Annotated in this window: 14 protein-coding genes; 6 read left to right on the plus strand and 8 right to left on the minus strand. The window is 36.8% G+C overall.

Features of this window, described 5'->3' with window-relative positions:
* Positions 1–9: 9 nt before the first annotated feature.
* Complete coding sequence (locus tag R9C00_12365; GenBank protein ID WPO38246.1) at positions 10–3,312, plus strand: two-component regulator propeller domain-containing protein; 3,303 nt, start codon at positions 10–12, stop codon at positions 3,310–3,312.
* Here the strand turns inward: R9C00_12365 and R9C00_12370 are convergent.
* The 4 genes from R9C00_12370 to R9C00_12385 form a co-directional block, all read right to left on the minus strand.
* Positions 3,282–4,220 carry a class I SAM-dependent methyltransferase gene (locus R9C00_12370; GenBank protein WPO38247.1) on the minus strand — a complete coding sequence of 313 codons (939 nt, stop codon included), beginning with the start codon at positions 4,218–4,220 and terminating at the stop codon, positions 3,282–3,284. The genes R9C00_12365 and R9C00_12370 overlap by 31 nt on opposite strands.
* A gap of 27 nt (positions 4,221–4,247) precedes the next feature.
* The gene (locus R9C00_12375) at positions 4,248–5,417 is read right to left on the minus strand and encodes a glycosyltransferase (GenBank protein WPO38248.1); all 1,170 of its coding nucleotides are present in this window, start codon (positions 5,415–5,417) and stop codon (positions 4,248–4,250) included.
* 14 nt (positions 5,418–5,431) lie between these two features.
* On the minus strand, positions 5,432–6,160 hold the full coding sequence (locus R9C00_12380) for a class I SAM-dependent methyltransferase (protein ID WPO38249.1): 729 nt from the start codon (positions 6,158–6,160) through the stop codon (positions 5,432–5,434).
* Positions 6,161–6,246: 86 nt separating this feature from the next.
* Positions 6,247–6,885 (minus strand): hypothetical protein, encoded by a 639-nt coding sequence (locus R9C00_12385; protein WPO38250.1) that lies wholly within the window; start codon positions 6,883–6,885, stop codon positions 6,247–6,249.
* A 229-nt stretch (positions 6,886–7,114) separates the two neighbouring features.
* Here R9C00_12385 and R9C00_12390 point away from each other — a divergent pair, with 229 nt between their 5' ends.
* The 4 genes from R9C00_12390 to R9C00_12405 all read left to right on the plus strand — a co-directional run bounded on the left by R9C00_12390 (position 7,115) and on the right by R9C00_12405 (position 12,592).
* Entirely contained in the window at positions 7,115–8,539 is a 1,425-nt protein-coding gene (locus R9C00_12390) for an oligosaccharide flippase family protein (GenBank protein ID WPO38251.1), read from the plus strand.
* Positions 8,540–8,559: 20 nt separating this feature from the next.
* Positions 8,560–9,441, plus strand: coding sequence for a LamG domain-containing protein (locus tag R9C00_12395; protein ID WPO38252.1), 882 nt, complete (start codon positions 8,560–8,562; stop codon positions 9,439–9,441).
* Positions 9,357–10,205, plus strand: coding sequence for a gliding motility-associated C-terminal domain-containing protein (locus R9C00_12400; protein ID WPO38253.1), 849 nt, complete (start codon positions 9,357–9,359; stop codon positions 10,203–10,205). The genes R9C00_12395 and R9C00_12400 overlap by 85 nt, the downstream gene beginning before the upstream one ends.
* Before the next feature lie 263 nt (positions 10,206–10,468).
* On the plus strand, positions 10,469–12,592 hold the full coding sequence (locus R9C00_12405) for an elongation factor G (protein ID WPO38254.1): 2,124 nt from the start codon (positions 10,469–10,471) through the stop codon (positions 12,590–12,592).
* A gap of 83 nt (positions 12,593–12,675) precedes the next feature.
* On the opposite strand, the gene R9C00_12410 is transcribed toward R9C00_12405, so the two are convergent.
* Positions 12,676–13,035, minus strand: a complete 360-nt coding sequence (locus R9C00_12410) for an Hpt domain-containing protein (protein ID WPO38255.1) — start codon at positions 13,033–13,035, stop codon at positions 12,676–12,678.
* Between the two features lie 150 nt (positions 13,036–13,185).
* On the minus strand, positions 13,186–14,547 hold the full coding sequence (locus R9C00_12415; protein ID WPO38256.1) for a sigma-54 dependent transcriptional regulator: 1,362 nt from the start codon (positions 14,545–14,547) through the stop codon (positions 13,186–13,188).
* A 623-nt stretch (positions 14,548–15,170) separates the two neighbouring features.
* Here R9C00_12415 and R9C00_12420 point away from each other — a divergent pair.
* Positions 15,171–16,001 (plus strand): DUF4249 domain-containing protein, encoded by an 831-nt coding sequence (locus R9C00_12420; GenBank protein WPO38257.1) that lies wholly within the window; start codon positions 15,171–15,173, stop codon positions 15,999–16,001.
* A gap of 8 nt (positions 16,002–16,009) precedes the next feature.
* On the opposite strand, the gene R9C00_12425 is transcribed toward R9C00_12420, so the two are convergent.
* Both R9C00_12425 and R9C00_12430 read right to left on the minus strand, forming a co-directional pair.
* Entirely contained in the window at positions 16,010–16,399 is a 390-nt protein-coding gene (locus R9C00_12425; GenBank protein ID WPO38258.1) for a VOC family protein, read from the minus strand.
* A gap of 26 nt (positions 16,400–16,425) precedes the next feature.
* On the minus strand, positions 16,426–17,568 hold the full coding sequence (locus R9C00_12430) for a CapA family protein (GenBank protein ID WPO38259.1): 1,143 nt from the start codon (positions 17,566–17,568) through the stop codon (positions 16,426–16,428).
* Positions 17,569–17,622 lie beyond the last annotated feature (54 nt).

Genomic DNA, 17,622 nt, shown 5'->3' on the forward strand with positions numbered 1-17,622 from the left:
AAAATTAAGATGAAGCTCGCTTCCAAATCGATATTGGCGATTTTGATAAGCTGCCTTATCTCTGTTCCACTCTTTGCCCAATATTCTAACTTTCGCTCTTACGACCAAGCTGACGGGCTTTCCCAGTCTTATGTATATAGCGTAGCCCAAACCCCAGACGGCTACCTCTGGTCTGCCACGGGCGATGGTCTTTCTAGGTTCGATGGTTCTGTTTTCAAGACCTACACCGTAAACGATGGACTGGCAGAAGATTTTGTGACTTCCCTGTATGTGGATGCTTCGGGTACTCTTATAGCAGGGCATTACCAAGGGGCGGTAAGTATATATGATGCTTCACTAAAAAGGTTTAAAGTTGTAGCTATTGATTCTACAGCAAATAGCCGTGTGAACCAACTTTATGTTGATGAAGACAAGGCAATTTGGGTGCTTTTCCAAAACGAAGGGCTATTAAAAATTCAAGATGGAAGCACAGCATTCTACTCTCTTCCTCAGCAGTTGAGTTATTTTTCTTTTCAATTATTAGAAAACAGAAAAGTGCTTTTGGGCACGAATGAAGGTTTGTGGTTGGGAGATTTGAAGAAGGATGATCTTGGGGCAACCTCATTCCCTGAGTTCGCTTATCAAAAAATAAATGCAATTTCTGGAGATGGAGAATCTTATCTGATTGGTACGGACGGGAAAGGGCTTTTTAGATATAAAGATGGAGAAATCTTGGATTTATCTAAAACTTATCTCCTCGAAAATGAGCGAATTCAAGCAGTTTTATCTACTAAAAAAGAGATTTGGGTTGCTTTAAAATCATCAGGCTTGGTCTTATTGTCCTCCGAAGGAAGCCAAAAATATTTTAAGGAAGAAAATGGTCTGCCCAGTAATTACCCGCTTTGCCTTTTTCAAGATATGGAAGGAAATGTGTGGACAGGTTTGAATGGGGCGGGGTTGTCCATGTACATGGGCGGAGCTTTTGAACTTGACCCTCTTGGCAGTCTTCAAAATGATGTTACTGCAATTCTTCTTGCCAAAAAGGATGGAAAATGGATTGGGACATCCAAAGGCTTGCGTAACGAAAGGAAAAGTGTGGCAGTCCCTTCAAGCTTACCTAGTTCAACCGTTACTGGGATAGCCGAGGACAAGGAAGGTCGGCTGTGGGTTGGTTTTGCTGAAGAAGGACTTTTTAGGTGGGACATAGAAAAAAACAAAGTTGAGCGCTTGACTGGAAAGAATGGCTTTGATTCGAAAAATATCAATCAAGTTATAGCAGATAAAAATGGCGATGTCTGGGTTGGGACACAGTTTTTAGGTGTTTTTCATTTTATTGAAAATTCAATTGTTCAATATTCTACGGAAAATGGGCTTCTTCACAACAACGCTAAGGATTTGTATTGCGATAAGGAAAACAAGGTCTGGGTGATTACGCCTAGTACAGGTGTTTGCTATATTGGGCAAGGGAAAGTTGGTTATTTTGACACAGATCCTGTACTCAAAACAATCGGGTTCAACTGCTTGGTAGAAGACAAGGATGGAGACCTTTGGTTTGGGACAAATGGGAGCGGGGTGCTCTATTACGATGGGGCTGAATTTGTGAACTATACTTCAGCTGAAGGCTTGCTATCAAATTATATATACATGATTGTAGCTGACGAACAAAAGGTATGGGCAGGTTCGAGGAACGGTCTTTCAAGTATAAGCAAGTCGGATAATTTGATAAATGAGCATTCTTACCAAAATGAACTGAAGGATATTGAACTCTCCTCTAAGGCTGTTTTTTGCCCCATAGAAAATGTGATTTATTTTGGAACAGATAAAGGCTTGTTAGTTTACAATCCTGCTAAAAGCCCTGAAGTAGTTGAACCAATCATCCAGCTTACCCGGTTGTTGGTGTTTGATGATACACTTTCCAACCCTTCAGCTATCCAACTTCCCTACGATAGCTACCGCCTGCGTTTTTCTTTCAAAGGTATAAGTTTGAAAAAACCTGAATCGGTTAGGTATCAATACAAACTAGAAGGTTACGATATAGATTGGTCTGACGTCACCACGGAAACCCTTGCACAATACCCTCGGGTTGAAGATGGGGAATATGAGTTCAAAGTTAGGGCGCTGAACGGTGACGGGGTTTGGAGCAGCCAAGAAGCAACCATTCGGTTGGCAATCGAAAAACCTATTTGGAAACAGTGGTGGTTTTTTGTGCTTGTTGCAGTGGCGCTGAGTTCAGCTGGGTATAGTTACAACTATATAAAACTGAAAAGGCTTACCAAAAGGAACAAGGAGCTAGAGGTAAAAGTGGCTGAGCGCACTGAGCAATTGGAGGCTAGAAAAACAGAGCTTGAAGAAGCAAATGTGCAATTGGATAGCCAGAAGCAAGAAATAGAAACTGCGTATAAAAAATTAGTTGACCTAGAGTCTTTCAAAGATTCTATGACGAACATGATTGTCCATGATCTTAAGAATCCACTAAACTCTGTAATAAGCATGTCTGATGGCACACCGATAATCAGGCAAGCAGGTCAGCAAATGCTCAATATGGTAATGAATATATTGGATGTCCATAAGCTTGAAGAAGCAAGTCTAAAATTGAACTTGGAGCATTATCCAATGAAATTGGCTGTTGATGAAGCCATTTTCCAAACTGAGCTACTGGTAAGAGAAAAAGGCTTGACCTTTCGCGAAGAGCTTAAAGGTGACCTTATTGCCAATATGGATTATGACCTAATAGTGAGGGTAGTAGTGAACCTAATGACGAATGCTATAAAATACACTCCGGTTGGAGGTGAGATTTCAGTGGATTGCCATCAAGAAATGATGGATGGGAATAGCTTTGTAAAGGTAAGCGTGAACGATACTGGTCCAGGAATTCCAGCAGACTATAAAGATCAGGTTTTTGAAAAATATAAGCAGATCGATCAAAAAAGTTCTGGGCTTACGGCTTCTACAGGTTTGGGTTTGACTTTTTGCAAGCTAGCTATTGAAGCTCACGGCGGTAAGATCGGGTTAGAATCTGAAGAGGGGAAAGGGTCGGAGTTTTATTTCTTGTTAGAAAGCACCAAAGATTCGCTAGAATCGGAAGGTAAAGTGGAAGAGTTTACCATTGGGAAAGTAGAAATCTCATTGACACCAGAAGATAAGCAGGAAATAGAGCCCTACTTAGCAGAGCTCAACTCCTTAGATATTTTTGATACCAGTGAAAACATTGATATCATCAAAAAAATTGATGCGAATTCGAAGACTTTAGCCACTTGGAAGTCTGAATTTGAAATGGCTATCTATTCCTTCAATGAGAACCGCTACCGAGAGCTACTTGAGATGGTGGGTTGAGTTTTTTTAGTATAAACAGCCAATAAGTTCCGACCTTCAATAAAGTTTCTAGCATATACTTTCCTTATCGGCTTAGTGGCATTGAATAAGAAAGTCAAAAAATAGTTGTTTTTTATAGATTTTGATTCTTCATACATTGCATCCCAATATTCATTTACATTTACATGTAGTGGCTCTACTTTGAGTTCATCAAGTGTTATGTTATAATGGTCTTGAAGCCTTGATAAAGTGTCTTTATCCCATAAGCCAGCATGATGAGGGGGGAGGTTCATAGCATGGAATTTATCATATTTATACAAGTATGGGTTGCTGTTTGGCACTGCAATATAAAGTTTGCCATTTGGTTTCAATAGCCCAAGTGCTGCATCAAGAAAGCCTTTTACATCATATACATGTTCTAAAACTTGAAAGAAGCAAACAACGTCATATTTTTCATGATTATTTACCAGATGAGCGTCTGAGAGTTCATTTCTTATATCTAAACCCTGTTTACTGCAATTTTCAATTGCTGCTGGGTTTAATTCAAGACCTGTGCCTTCAATATTTTTGGTTTTCAGCAAATTCAAAAAAGCACCAAAACCAGAACCAATTTCTAATACCTTATCTTCTTTGGAAATAAAATTGATAGTTAGCTTGTGTTCCCATCTTATTTCAGGATAGTAGGCCTCTCGTTCAGCAAGTTCTACATAGAAGTTTTTATCTCCAATTGTTGAATAAGGATAATAAAATCGATACCCTGATTCATTGCATTTCAATATTTTTATAGAGGATATCCCTGTATAGTTATTTGTTACGTCTAATCCAATTTTTTTATACTCATCAATGATTTTCTTAACTGATAATTCTTCGCAAATAGAAACATCTTTTTTCCCTGTTATAGGACTTTCTATATCAAATATATTCTCCATGGGTTAACCTAGGCTAGTTTATCGTATTTATTTTTTGGTAATATGCTTGTTTAAAACATCTTGCAATTTAGAAATCTGGATTGAATTATTTCCATGTTCCTTGATATGTTTATAAGCCATTTTTGAAAAGGTATTGTATTTTTCGGGCTTAAATGAAGCTATCTCAATCATTTTTTTTCCCATTTCCTTAACATCACCTTCTTCTACTAAAAAGCCAGTAACACCTTCGACAACTTGTGATGTTATACCCATGTGTTTTGTGGATATGACAGGAAGACCATATGCGCCTGCCTCACCTACTGTAAGAGGCCAACCCTCTGCATCTCCATTTGAAGCTACTATCGAGTGTTGAACAAAAGCATCAGCTTTCAAAAGTTCTTTTTGTACTTGAATGTGAGGTAAAGGACCTTTTAAAAATATTTTATTCTTATAATCACTTTTTGAAACATAGCTTTCTACCTCTTCAAGCAATTCACCATCTCCAACAAATGTAAGGGAAACGTTAGGGTGTTTTTTTGCACAGAGCTCGAATGCTTTTATAGTATTTAATGGTGCTTTTTTTTCTACTAACCTACCAATAGCGAGAAAGCGAAAAGGCGAATGCGGTGAGTTTTGTTTGTATGGGCAACTTAAGGGAACTTCTACTCCACAGGGGATGAAATGAATTTTTTCCTTGGGAAACCCAAAGTCCAAGAATATTTGCCTCATATTTTGATTAACTACTATTATCTCTACAGCTATTTTAAGTAGCTGTTTGATTTCATGAGAGTAGTATTTATTTTGAAGTAGTTGAGAAGCATCTTTACCATGAAAATGAACCACTAGTGGTATAGATAATTCTTTGCAAACGTTCATTACATTGATACCTGTTGTGCCAAATTGTGCTAATACCACATGTATATCCATTTCTTGGAGTCTTTTCTTTAAGGTTGACTTACTATTTGGTATCCAATGGTATCCAGGGTATTTAAATACTTTCCATAAAATCACCTTGCTCCACCAATATATTTTTTTGTAGAGTGTTGGGATATTATCTGATAAGTCAACAATTTTGGGTAGCTGTTTATCCTGTTTGTTTAGAATTTCTTGTGCTATCTTATAAGCAAACACAAATCCGCCTATTTTGTAGGCCTGCTTCCTTATGAAGGTTTCGGATAGGCGAGGGTAAACCTCTGTTATGATTGCTATTTTTGACATGTTCTTAAGTAAGGTCATTTTTTTTTTGCAACTAAGCAATAACCTAATGGATAAGACTCAGAAGTTCTTTTCCTCCAGTTAGCAAACCATTTTGAGTTTCTAAACAAAGCAGTGATGCCCATAAATGCTTTTGCTAAGTAAATATTTGACACTAACTTTTTGTTAAGTAAGTCTAATAAAATATCTGGGTATCCTCCATAAGGCTCAAGTACAACTATAGATAAGTTATTGTCTTCACAAAAGCGTTGTAAGCTAAACTTTGTATATCTATAGAAGTCAAAGGGGGGTTCGTGTATCCAATAAAAGAAAGGGACGGTAATGATTAATTTTCCATTAGGCAAAAGAACTCTTTCTATCTCTTTAATTAGTTCATGAGGTTTATATATGTGCTCTAATACATCAGTGAGTAATACGGTATCATACTTTTCGCTTTCTAATGGTAGAGGTTGGTTGAGGTCTGCAAAAACATCTAGAAAACTAGTTTTATGATCACTATTTTCCCAATCGACACAGGTATTGTTTTTTATGAGATCTTTATACATAGAATAAAAAGGAACTAATCCGCATCCAAGATCAAGTAATTCACCTTTAACATGTTGTTTTATTATTTTAGCATAGACAGGTATGATTACAGAATTGAGGTAGACAGAGCGTGGGTTTACATTTTCTAATCGAACTTCGTATTTGTTGGATTTCTCTATATACCTGTACTTTTTATTTTGCCACTGATCTTTGTTTTTCATTTTTTATTCCTTCTCCCTTTTCTAATTGAAAGCAAAATTAAGAGAGAATTCTAGAATCTAAGAAGAGAAGTTTAAAACTGTTGAATTTATTTTCCAAACCCATAGGTCAAGCCAGCTGTTATTTTAAGGCCATTGATGTAAAAGTCATCATCAACGATTTTATATTGCCCGAAGATCCCGATGTATCTGGCTAGAATCTCGAGATGATAATTTTTTCCCCAAAAGTTCCCAACACCTAAGCCTAGTGAAAATTTTGTACCTGTTAAACTTTCGGTAAATGGGTTTGGTGTTGTAGACAATCGTTCAGAACCGTTTCCCCAACCTAGTTGCGCTTCCCCAAACATGCCTTTTGGAAAGTAATATCTAGTAAACCCATTGAGGCTTTGAAAGTTGAATTGGTAATTGTTGCTATAATTTATGGAAGCTAATGAAGTATAATAATCATAGGCAACCCCCACCATTAATCGTCTGAATGGATAAAAACCAACTTTAGGATTGATATTGAAGTCAAACAGTACTGTACTCTCGTTTAGAGATGTATTTTGATTCCTGACTCCTAAACCTAGGCCAAAGTTTACGCCTACGAAAATATTATATTTGGATGTTTGATGTAAAAAATTCTCTCGTTCATCAACATGTTTTAATGAGTCTGTTTTTTGAGCTTGGAGTTGAGTACACAAAATGAAGACGAAAAAGACCAGTAAAAATGTTTTGTTTGAAAGCATTCGGAACAATGATAAAAATTAGTAAGATTTACAACATAAGTCTAGTGGTTTGACTATCAAACTACGTAACTAGCAGATAGGTTGCCCAATTATTTGACAAAATTGGAAAGACGTCCCCTTAAATTTGTGAGCATGAAAATATCTTTACAAAATAGGGGAGAGGTTGTAGAAAGAAAATACGTTTTTGCAATTGATTGATATTTAGTGTTGTAGGGAATTAATAAACAAAATGAGTCTCAAAAAGAATTTTTTTAAAAATATACTCACGGTTGGCTTTTTTGCCTATTTGGCACAAGCTTTTAGTTATTTAGCATCTATTTTTATTTTTAGAATCATTAGCCCAGAAGAATATGGCGTAGTGTCAATGATCGTGGTGTTCTCTGGTTTTATTGCTATTTTTTCCGATGCAGGTTTTTCCTTTTCTGTGATTAGGGGCAATTATAACGAAGATTTTTTACAAAGACTATCGGGAGCAACTGTACTGTTTGGGCTGTTACTTTCACTAATATTAGCATTATTCGCTCAACCTATCAGTTGGTTTTACGGTTCACCAGAATTGCTGACACCTACTTTATGCCTGGCTACTACATTTTTTTTGCAATCCTTTTCAATTATACCTAAGGCAAAACTACAAAAAGAAGAAGCTTTTAAATTTATTGGTATAGCCACAGTCGCAACACAGGGAGCAAATTCTGCTGTTCAGCTTACCTTGGCGTATTTAGGGTTTTCATATTGGGCGTTCATCTGGGGGCCAATAGTTGGTTATACTATTCAGGCATGCATGTATCTTTGGAAAACAAAGCTTATCATCACATACGGAAATGCGAGAGAAACACAAAAGGTGATCAGTGAGGTGAAATCACTAGTAGGACATGTTAGTGGCTTTAATTTGATCAATTATTGGGCGAGGAATAGCGATTATTTGATGATAGGAAAGTTGTATGACAAGGCTACGCTTGGCGTATACCGAAATGCCTATTTCTTACTTATGTTGCCATTAAATTTTGTTGGTTTAGTGGTCAATCAAGTGCTTCTTCCTACCCTGCAAAAAGTAATTGATACTGGCCAAAGCATTGAAAAAGAGTATAAGTATGTAGAAGGAGCGGTTACATTATTGATGCTCCCAGTTTCATTGCTTTTTATCATTTTTCCCGAACCATTTATCCAGCTACTTTGGGGTGAAAAATGGCGCGGTGTTGCTGAGTATTTGCCCTATTTTGGGGTTCTCTGTTACTGTCAGGCAACTTTGTATCCAATAGGTGTAGCGTTTGTCTTGCTCAAAAAAGAAAAGGAGATGTTTAAGGCAGGGGGCTTTAATGCACTGGTATTGATAGTGGCGATAGTTTCTGGAGCGTTTATTTCTGTTAAAATGATGGTCTTTACTTATTCAGTGGCATATTTTCTTATTTGCTGTCCAATTGTGATTTATATTGGTTTTATCAAGTCATTTGGTTTCGATAAGCAACAAGCTATTAGTTATTGGCTACCAAGGTTACTGTTGGGGCTAGCAATGTTGATAGGCATTCATTTTGATTATTTGATGGTGGCCTATGTTGCGTTAGGTTTACTTAGTGTTTTGACAATAGTTAAAGAATATAGTAAAGTTTTTTGGGTGTGGAATTATATCTTTGAACATTTAAAGACTAAGGTATGATTATAGATTATTATAATTAAATGAACTTCACGACTTTTTTAATTGCTATAGTAACTTTTTTGTCAATTCCTGAAATGGTTTTTGCACAAAACATCAATCTTAACAGTGGATTAGTTCTTTACCTTCCTTTCAATGGAAACCTATTGGACAGTTCGGGACATGATATCAATGGAATGAGTAGTGGGGTTAGCTTTGTAGAAGATTTACTCGGAAACCCAGGTCATGCATGTTATTTTGATGGTTATGATGATTTTATTGATTTAGGCTATTCTCCCTTGTTGAAAAGGTACAAATCAGATTTTTCTTTGAATGTATGGCTGAATTTGGAGGATTATTCTCGATCAGCAGGATATATTATTCTTTCAAATAGAGGCAATGATACACCATTTACTGGTTCTGCACCTTCTATCGAAGGTTATGGTAATTCTACAAATACTTGGGGAAGACCTGTGTTAACTGTAAAAGGCTTGGGTTTCAGTAGTTGGGTATTTGCAGAAGAATCCTTAGATCTTGAAAGGTGGTATATGGTTACTATTACTTTCAATTTTAATCAGGGTCAATATAATGTAGGGCAGGTTTATGTAAACTGCAAATTAAGTAATATAAATCAGCAAATGGATGACATAATAGACCCTGGAGCGACACCAACATATATAGGATATGAGCCAGAAATTACAGCTCCAATAGAATACCATTATAAAGGTAGAATGGATGAATTGAGGCTATATGATAGGGTGTTAAACCAAGAAGAAGTAGAAGCTTTGTATTTTCAGATGAAACCAATAGACTTAGGTTTAGGTGCTGATTTGATATCTAAATGTATGGATTTTCCGTTGACTTTAAGCGCAAGAATGGCTTTGATAGCTATTTATGGAATAATGGGAGTGTACACTCTTCTATAGAAATCAGTAAGTTTGGAAAGTACTGGGTAGAGGCAGATAATGGTTGTGAAATTATCACAGATACTATTGAAGTAATACCCGAAAAAGTTTTTGTTGATTTGAATTTATTTGAAGATACAATTGAAGTATGTAACGAAACCGGGTATAACCCCCAACTTCCTGATGGTTCTTATAATATATTATGGAGCGATGAGAATACTGAAAAAGATAGAACAATTTATGAGGAAGGGGCATATTGGGTTAATATGGACAATGGTTGTGAGGTTTATTCAGACTCCTTTTATTTAAAAGAGGTAGAAAGTCGACAGCCTTTGGATATGTTTGATGATACCATAAATATTTGTGATAATGCTGGTTACCTTTTTGAAATTCCTGTAGTACAGGGAGAGGTTTTATGGAGTGATGGTAAAATTGATCACAAAAGAACTATTACAGAAAAAGGACTATACTGGGTAAATGTAATAAAAGCTTGTGATGTATTTGTAGATTCTATTTACATTAATCTTATTTCTGATGATTTATTGACTATTCCAAATGCATTTTCTCCTAATAGTGACGGAATCAATGATTTTTTTGAATTACCATTGGAACATGGAACTGTAGAACTGTTTGTTTATAACAGGTGGGGTGAAATAGTCTATGAAAGTATGGATTATCAAAATGATTGGGACGGCAATTCACTACCATCAGGAGAGTATTACTACTTTTTTAGCTCCACTGGTTTATGTAAAGAATATAAAGGAATGATTTCAATAGTTAAGTGATTCTTAATTAGGTATATAATAAATAATTGAAAAAAATCATCTTATAACGTTCATGTTACCAACTAAAAAGTAACCTAAACCTGACTTCTGTCATACTAAAAGTTTAATTGTCAAACTAAATTAGGACTCGCCCTTTCAAGCTGAGAGCATGCCTCCCTTCTCAGAAATTGTGCATAGGAAGTAAGTTGACGGAATGTTTGGGTTACTAGCAAAAAAGACCGATCCCATCGGTTTGTTTTTTCACCTTAAAACAATTGGTAAATATGAAAGTATTTGATAACAAGCACATCAAAAACGTAGTCCTGCTGGGCAGTGCCAAAGCAGGCAAAACAACCTTGGCCGAAACCATGCTATTTGAAGCAGGGATTATCGGCCGAAGAGGAACCGTTGAGGATAAGAATACGGTTTCCGATTTCCACGAAATTGAGCACGAAAGGGGCTATTCTATTTATGCGACTAGCCTTCACACCGAATGGCGGAACTACAAGATCAATATAATTGATACCCCAGGGCTAGATGACTTTTCTGGAGAGATCGTTTCTTCCGTTAGGGTGGCAGATACCTGTATAATGGTATTGAATGGACAGACTGGAGTTGAAGTTGGGACTGAGCTTATCTGGAACTATGTCGATACTTTCAAAAAACCGACGTTGATTGCGATCAATCAGGTTGATGGAGCAAAAGCTGATTTTAATAATTCTTTTGAGCAAGCTAAAGCGACTTTTGGCGATGCTGTTACTCTGATGCAATATCCTGTTGATTCGGGTGCCAATTTCAGCCGTATTGTCGACTTGCTGAAAATGAAAATGTATATTTTCCCTGCCGATGGAGGCAAGCCAGAGAAATTTCCAATTCCTGAAGCAGAACTTGAGAAAGCCAACCAATTGCACAATGAACTGGTAGAGAAAGCTGCTGAAAATGATGAGGATTTAATGGAGTTGTACTTTGAAAAAGGGAATTTAAGTGAAGATGAGCTCAGAAAAGGGTTAAAGATTGGGATGATGAACCATGATGTTTTCCCTGTATTTTGCCTTTCTGCAAAGCAAAACAAAGGAAGCGGACGAATGATGGGGTTTATTGATAATGTAGCGCCAGCCGCCAATGAATTGTACCCAGAAGTTACTGTAGATGGAAAGGAGGTCGCTTGTGATCCTTCGCGGCCAGCGTCAGTATTTGTTTTTAAAACATTAGTAGAACCATATTTGGGTAGAATCACCTTTTTTAAAGTTTGTTCAGGTGAGGTAAAAGTTGGAATGGATTTGGTCAATTCCCAAACGGATAATACCGACAGGATAAACCAGCTTTTTATAATGGATGGTAAGGAAAGACATCCTGTAGAAAAGCTGGTAGCTGGAGATATTGGGGCTACTGTAAAACTAAAAGATACGCAAACAAACCATACGCTACATGCCAAAGGGTTTGAGGTAACTTATGACCCCATGCTTTTCCCTGAGCCTAAAGTTAGGATGGCCATAAGAGCGGAAGATAAAAATGACGAGGATAAAATGGCGGAAGTGATTAGGGAAATGCATGAAGAAGACCCTACGCTTCAAGTTGAATATGCAAATGAGCTAAAGCAGTTGATTATGTCTGGCCAAGGTGAGTTGCACCTTCAGCTTGCAAAGTGGCGATTAGAGAATATTTACAAAATGGGGATAGAGTTTTACGAACCAAAAATTCCGTATAGGGAAACTATTCGCAAAAAAGCTACATCGAGTTATAGACATAAAAAACAGAGTGGGGGAGCAGGTCAGTTTGCCGAAGTGACCCTAACAGTAATACCATATAAAGAAAACATGCCTAAACCGTCCGATTTTAATATAAGGGGAGAGGAAGTAGTTGATTTGGAATGGGGAGGGAAACTAGTATTTTACAATTGTATAGTTGGAGGCGTAATTGACGCTAGGTATATTCCTTCTGTGTTAAAAGGGGTGATGGAAGTTATGGAAGATTCTCCGCTAACTCGCTCTTATGCGAGGGATGTTTGTGTTTTTCTTCATGATGGTAAAATGCACCCAGTTGACTCTAATGATATTTCCTTCAAAATAGCTGGAGCTCATGCTTTCAAAGAATGCTTTGTAAATGCTGACCCGCTTATAATGGAGCCAATTCAAAATATTGAGGTAAGGGTTCCAGAAGACTTGGTTGGAGATGTGATGACCGATTTGCAAGGTCGTCGCGCACTTATAATGGGTATAGATTCAAATGATCGTTTTCAGATCATCAATGCGAAAATCCCATTGGCAGAATTAGGAGGGTATTCAAGTTCGCTCAAGTCCCATACCCAAGGGCGGGCAAGCTTTAAAACCAGCTACAGTGGGTACGAGCAGGTTTCTAACGATATCCAGCAAAAGCTAATTAAAGAAGGTGATTTAGAGATGGCCTAAACAGCTTATAAGAATAACAACAAAAAGCATGTCTCGCAGATAGTGAGACATGCTTTTGAATTTTAAAATGTATCTGAATGAATTTAACCTATTTCTTTCAATTTTTGCTTTAGCTCGATTATAACAGTCATCCCCATTTCATAGACATTGCTTACCAAGTTTTCTACTTTGTTCAGTTGGGATTGATCTTTGCACAAATTTTCAATGTTAGATAAGTTTTTGTGCATTTTATCCACACCCATGAATTTGGCAGAGCTCTTCATAGAATGGGCAATGTCACCTGTTTGTTTCCAATTTTGATTCTCGTGAGCTGTAATAATTAGGTTTAAATCTTTGGGAAGCTGCTCGAGATAAGTGGTAAGCATTTCTTTTAAAAACTTCGTGTCATTTCCACTCAGCTCATTTAAGACATCAAAATTCGTAAGTTGACTTGTTAGTTTCATTGTGTTCATAAGTTTGTTTGATAGTGTTATGATAGATTTATGAGTGTTATTTTAAAAACGAAAAAAAATGATTTTCTGATAATTAGGCATAAAAAAGCCACAAATATTAACATTTGTGGCTTTGCAAAATATTGCAATGTAAAATTACTTTTATAAGAAATTTTCTTCTTCCATTTCCTTCAAGTATCTATAAATTGTCGACTTACCTATATCAAGTTTGTCAGCTACCTTCATCACATTTTCATCGTATTTTTTTAGGTAGTTTTTAACTATTTTAAAAGTATATTCTTTCAAAGTCATTTCTTGGGTAAGAAGATCGATTTCCTTGTTTAGTTCGTTAAACTGGATATCTTCGGCAGTGATTCTATTATCGTCGCACATCACGGCGGCCAGCTCTATCACAGCTTTTAGTTCTCTTACATTTCCAGGGAAAGGATAAGTAAGCATTTTTTTCTGGGCATCTGGGGTTAGCGTTATTTTCGGTAGTTTGTTGTCTTTACAGAAGCTATCTATCAAGTGCTTGGCAATTACTAACACATCGTTTTCTCTTTCCCTAAGTGGGGGGAGCACAATTGGAAGTCCCAAAAGCCTGTAATACAAATCTTCTCGGAAATTGCCATTTTTAACTTCTTCAGCCAAATCTCTATGAGTAGCAGTGATGATTCGCACATCAAGTTTAACTAAACTGTTGCCACCAATTCTTACTAATTCTCTTTCTTGTAGCACCCTTAAAAGCTTGGCTTGAAGCTCCTTTTCCATCTCACCTATTTCATCAAGAAAAATGGTGCCGTTTTGAGCTTCTTCAAACTTTCCAATTCTTCGGGTATTTGCTCCTGTAAAAGCACCTTTTTCATGGCCAAAAAGCTCGCTTTCTAATAATGAAGTTGGAATAGCTGCAATGTTCACAGGGACAAACGGTTGCTTTTTTCTTGGGGAATTAAAGTGTACTGCCTTAGCGATCAGCTCTTTACCTGTTCCTGTTTCGCCTGTTACTGAAACTGTGATATTAGTTTTCACCGCTTTTTCCAGCATCTTGAACACTTTGTTCATTCCACTGCTTTGACCTATAATATTTTTACTAAAGTCGTATTTTTCGGTAAGTTCTTCGCGAAGCACCTCCACCTCTTTGGCGAGTGAAATACTTTTCTTCGCATTGTTTACAGTATTAAGTAACCGTTCGCGTATATCTTCATCTTTAGTTATATAATCGTAAGCCCCTTGTTTCAATAGCTTTACAGCAGTCCTTACATTTTCTTGTCCTGATATAATGACAACAGGTAAGTCTGGGTTGTAATATTTTACACGCTTTAGCAAGTCCTCACCGGTCATATCCGGCAGGGAATAGTCTAAAGTCACAATATTGGGCTTGTAATGGAGGTTGTTAAGCAAGTCCATCCCATTGTCGAAAATCTTTACTTCATTTTCGGGATCCATTGTAAGGATGTAATGGAGCATTTTGGCAAACGCAGGATCATCTTCTACGGCAAAAATCCTTAAAGACTTTTCTTTCATACTAATATTAATTTAAAGATCACTATCTCTCCAGCTTTGTTGCCAAAGAGTAGAAACTTTTCTTGTTAAGGAAATTATTCTTTTTAGCAAGAAAAACTTCTCGTCTGGTTTATATTGTTTTGGTAAAACTTATCTATAAAACTTTTTGAACTTGATAATATTATGGCGATTCTCTTTGAGTATATTGGCGTGCCAGTTTTAGAGTATATAAGCATGTAAGAATGTACTAAACTGTGAATCTGAAGAATGAAATATTGAGTTTTTCTTCTCTTAAAATGCTATTTTTCGCAAGAGGAAATATTTGAACGCAAGTAGGATCAAGGTTTTGAAATCTTGTTTAAAATATCTTTACTAGTAGAATAGATGAATAAAAAGAGGTTTTTAAATATAAATGTAGAATGTTTTTGTGTCATTTTCTTTTTTAAGAAATTATATATGAATTCTAGTATATACAGATTTTATGATAAAGTTATTGTTAATTCAGTGTGAATCTATCATGTAAAACAGAGGGTAATGTTTTGCTGAAAAAAAACTATAATTAGATTTTAAAAGGAAAGTGGCGATTACCCTTTTTGTAAAAAAACAATGTTAAATTTCGTTTTGGGAAAATTCCCACCTTAACTATGAGAACTTCCATTTTTATACTTTTTCTCGTATTGGCATCATGCCACAATTCTTTGGATATAAATAAAAAAGATCGAAAAGAAGGTTTGGTGATAGAAGGGTGGTTGGATAATTTGAATACAAATGATGAAATCCAACTTAGTTTTTCAACAGATTTTACCAGCACAACTAATCCACCAGTCTTGAGCGATGCCAAAGTTGCAGTAGTCATAAATCAACAAGACACTTTAGCCTTTGAAGAAAAAACGGCGGGTGTTTATGTCCCCAAAGGCAGATTAATAGGTCAAGTAGGAAATGTGTACGCTTTAATAATTGAAAGTAAAGAGGGTGTGATTTATCGGTCTTCAGATGAAAAAATGCAAAGTGTGGCTGCTATAAATACAGTAGAGGTTGATCTTGAAATCTTAGATCCATTCGATGTGGAAGATGTAGATACTACTTGGGTGATTAATATTCAGTTTCAAGACCCTGCAGATGAAGTGAATTATTATAGATGGATTTTGTATATAGATGGTGAGCAACAAAATGCTGCCGAGGATTTATTTGTGAAAAATGACAAGCTGACAAATGGTCTAGTCAATACTGTGAAAATCAGGAAAAAGCAATTAAAAAGTGGTTCCAAAATCATAGTTCATCAACTTTCCCTTTCTGAAGATGGCTATGGTTTTTTAGAGGAAGTACGTGTCCATATGAATGAGCTTGGAGGTCCGTTTAGTCCTGCGCCTTCTAGCATTAGGGGAAATATGTTCAATGTAGATAATACTGCCGAATGGGTAGTTGGTTATTTTGGGGCTTCGGCAGTGAGTGTCGATTCAGTTATAGTGCCTTAAACGAACGGTCATAATTTGCTTTCGTCCAAAGGCTCCCAAAGCTCTATTTTATTCCCATCGGCATCCAGTATCCATCCAAACTTTCCATAATCATACTCTTCTATTTCACCAACTATTTCAACACCCTCTTCTTTCAATACTTTTAGCAACTCCACCAAGTTTTCTACTCGGTAGTTAAGCATGTATTCCTTTTCGGAAGGTTTGAAATACTCTGTTTTTTCATCAAAAGGCGACCAAGCTGTACCCCCAACTTTATCAGGATCATCTTTCTCTCTCCATTTGAACATTCCTCCGTATTGGTCGGTTTCAATGCCCAGGTGTTTTTGATACCATTCTTTTGTTTTGGCAGGGTCTTTTACTTTAAAGAAAACGCCGCCTAATCCTGTCACTCTTTTCATATAGATGAATTTAAAAGGTTAAGAATCTATTCTGTTTTTACTTCGGGCTGGAGCTTCCAGCTCACTGTAGTAGTGTCAAATACATATTCAGGCATAGAAATGTTGTGCTTATTGAGCAGTTTCCTCGATTGCTCTGCATATGTTTTGAAGGCGGAGCTTTGCCCTTGCTTAAAAAAATCTGCTTTGTGTTCGTACTGCGAAACAGGCATGAGGTAATATTGAGACTTCCCATTTTCTCGAGGTCTATAAACCCAGGTGAGAAAATAGCCAGCTTCGCCCAGCCAAGATTCTTCCTCACATTTACAAATCTCAAATTTCACCATCGCTCCTCCATCGGTTTTGAGTTTTCGCTGGTTAGAAATAAAATTTCCAAGGGAATAAACTAATAGGTTTTCTTTTCCTAGGGAGTCTGTTGTCCGTTCAAATGGCTGGATGACATGAGGGTGAGCGCCAATAACATAATCCGCTCCATTTTTAAAAGCAAATTGGGCAACAGTCTTTTGATCTTTGGAGGGTAGAGATTGGTATTCCAACCCCCAATGATAGAATACAATTATTTTATCTGGACTGTGCGCTTTGGCCTTTACCAAGTCATAATAGATTTGAGTGGTGTCTATCAGATTGACAATGTTTGGCGCTCTGGTAGGTAGGCCGTTGGTGCCGTAAGTATAGTTCAACAAAGCTATTCTTATGCCTTTTTTATTTATTATTAATGGGTATGTATAATCTCTTGAATAACTGTCTTTAAAAGTGCCGGTATGAACAGTGCCCAAGGTGTCAAGAATTTTTATCGTGTTTTCCACTCCTTTTTTGCCTCTATCATTAGAATGGTTGTTCGACGTAGCCAATATGTCAACCCCAGCTTTTTGTAAAGCGACTGCCAATGCTGCAGGCGAGCTGAAGCGAGGGTAACCATCGTAAGGGGTAATTCCTAGGGTTACTTCTAAGTTCCCAATACTGATGTCTGCTTCGCTCAAGAGCGGTTTGATGTAATGAAAACTGCTATCGTAGTCATAAGATTTGGTAGAATCTACATAAGCAGCATTTATCTGTGGGGAATGGCCCATTACATCTCCAAAGAAAAGAAGCGAAACACATGTTGTGTCCTCCTGAGCCAAACCAAGCCTTGTGAAACTAACAAAAAGAAAAAACAGAAAAAATTTATACATACTTTATGGGTTCTCCGTTAAGCTTAAAAAATGCATGACCAGCTTCAAATTTAA

Source organism: Flammeovirgaceae bacterium SG7u.111 (genome assembly GCA_034044135.1).
Lineage (GTDB): Bacteria > Bacteroidota > Bacteroidia > Cytophagales > Flammeovirgaceae.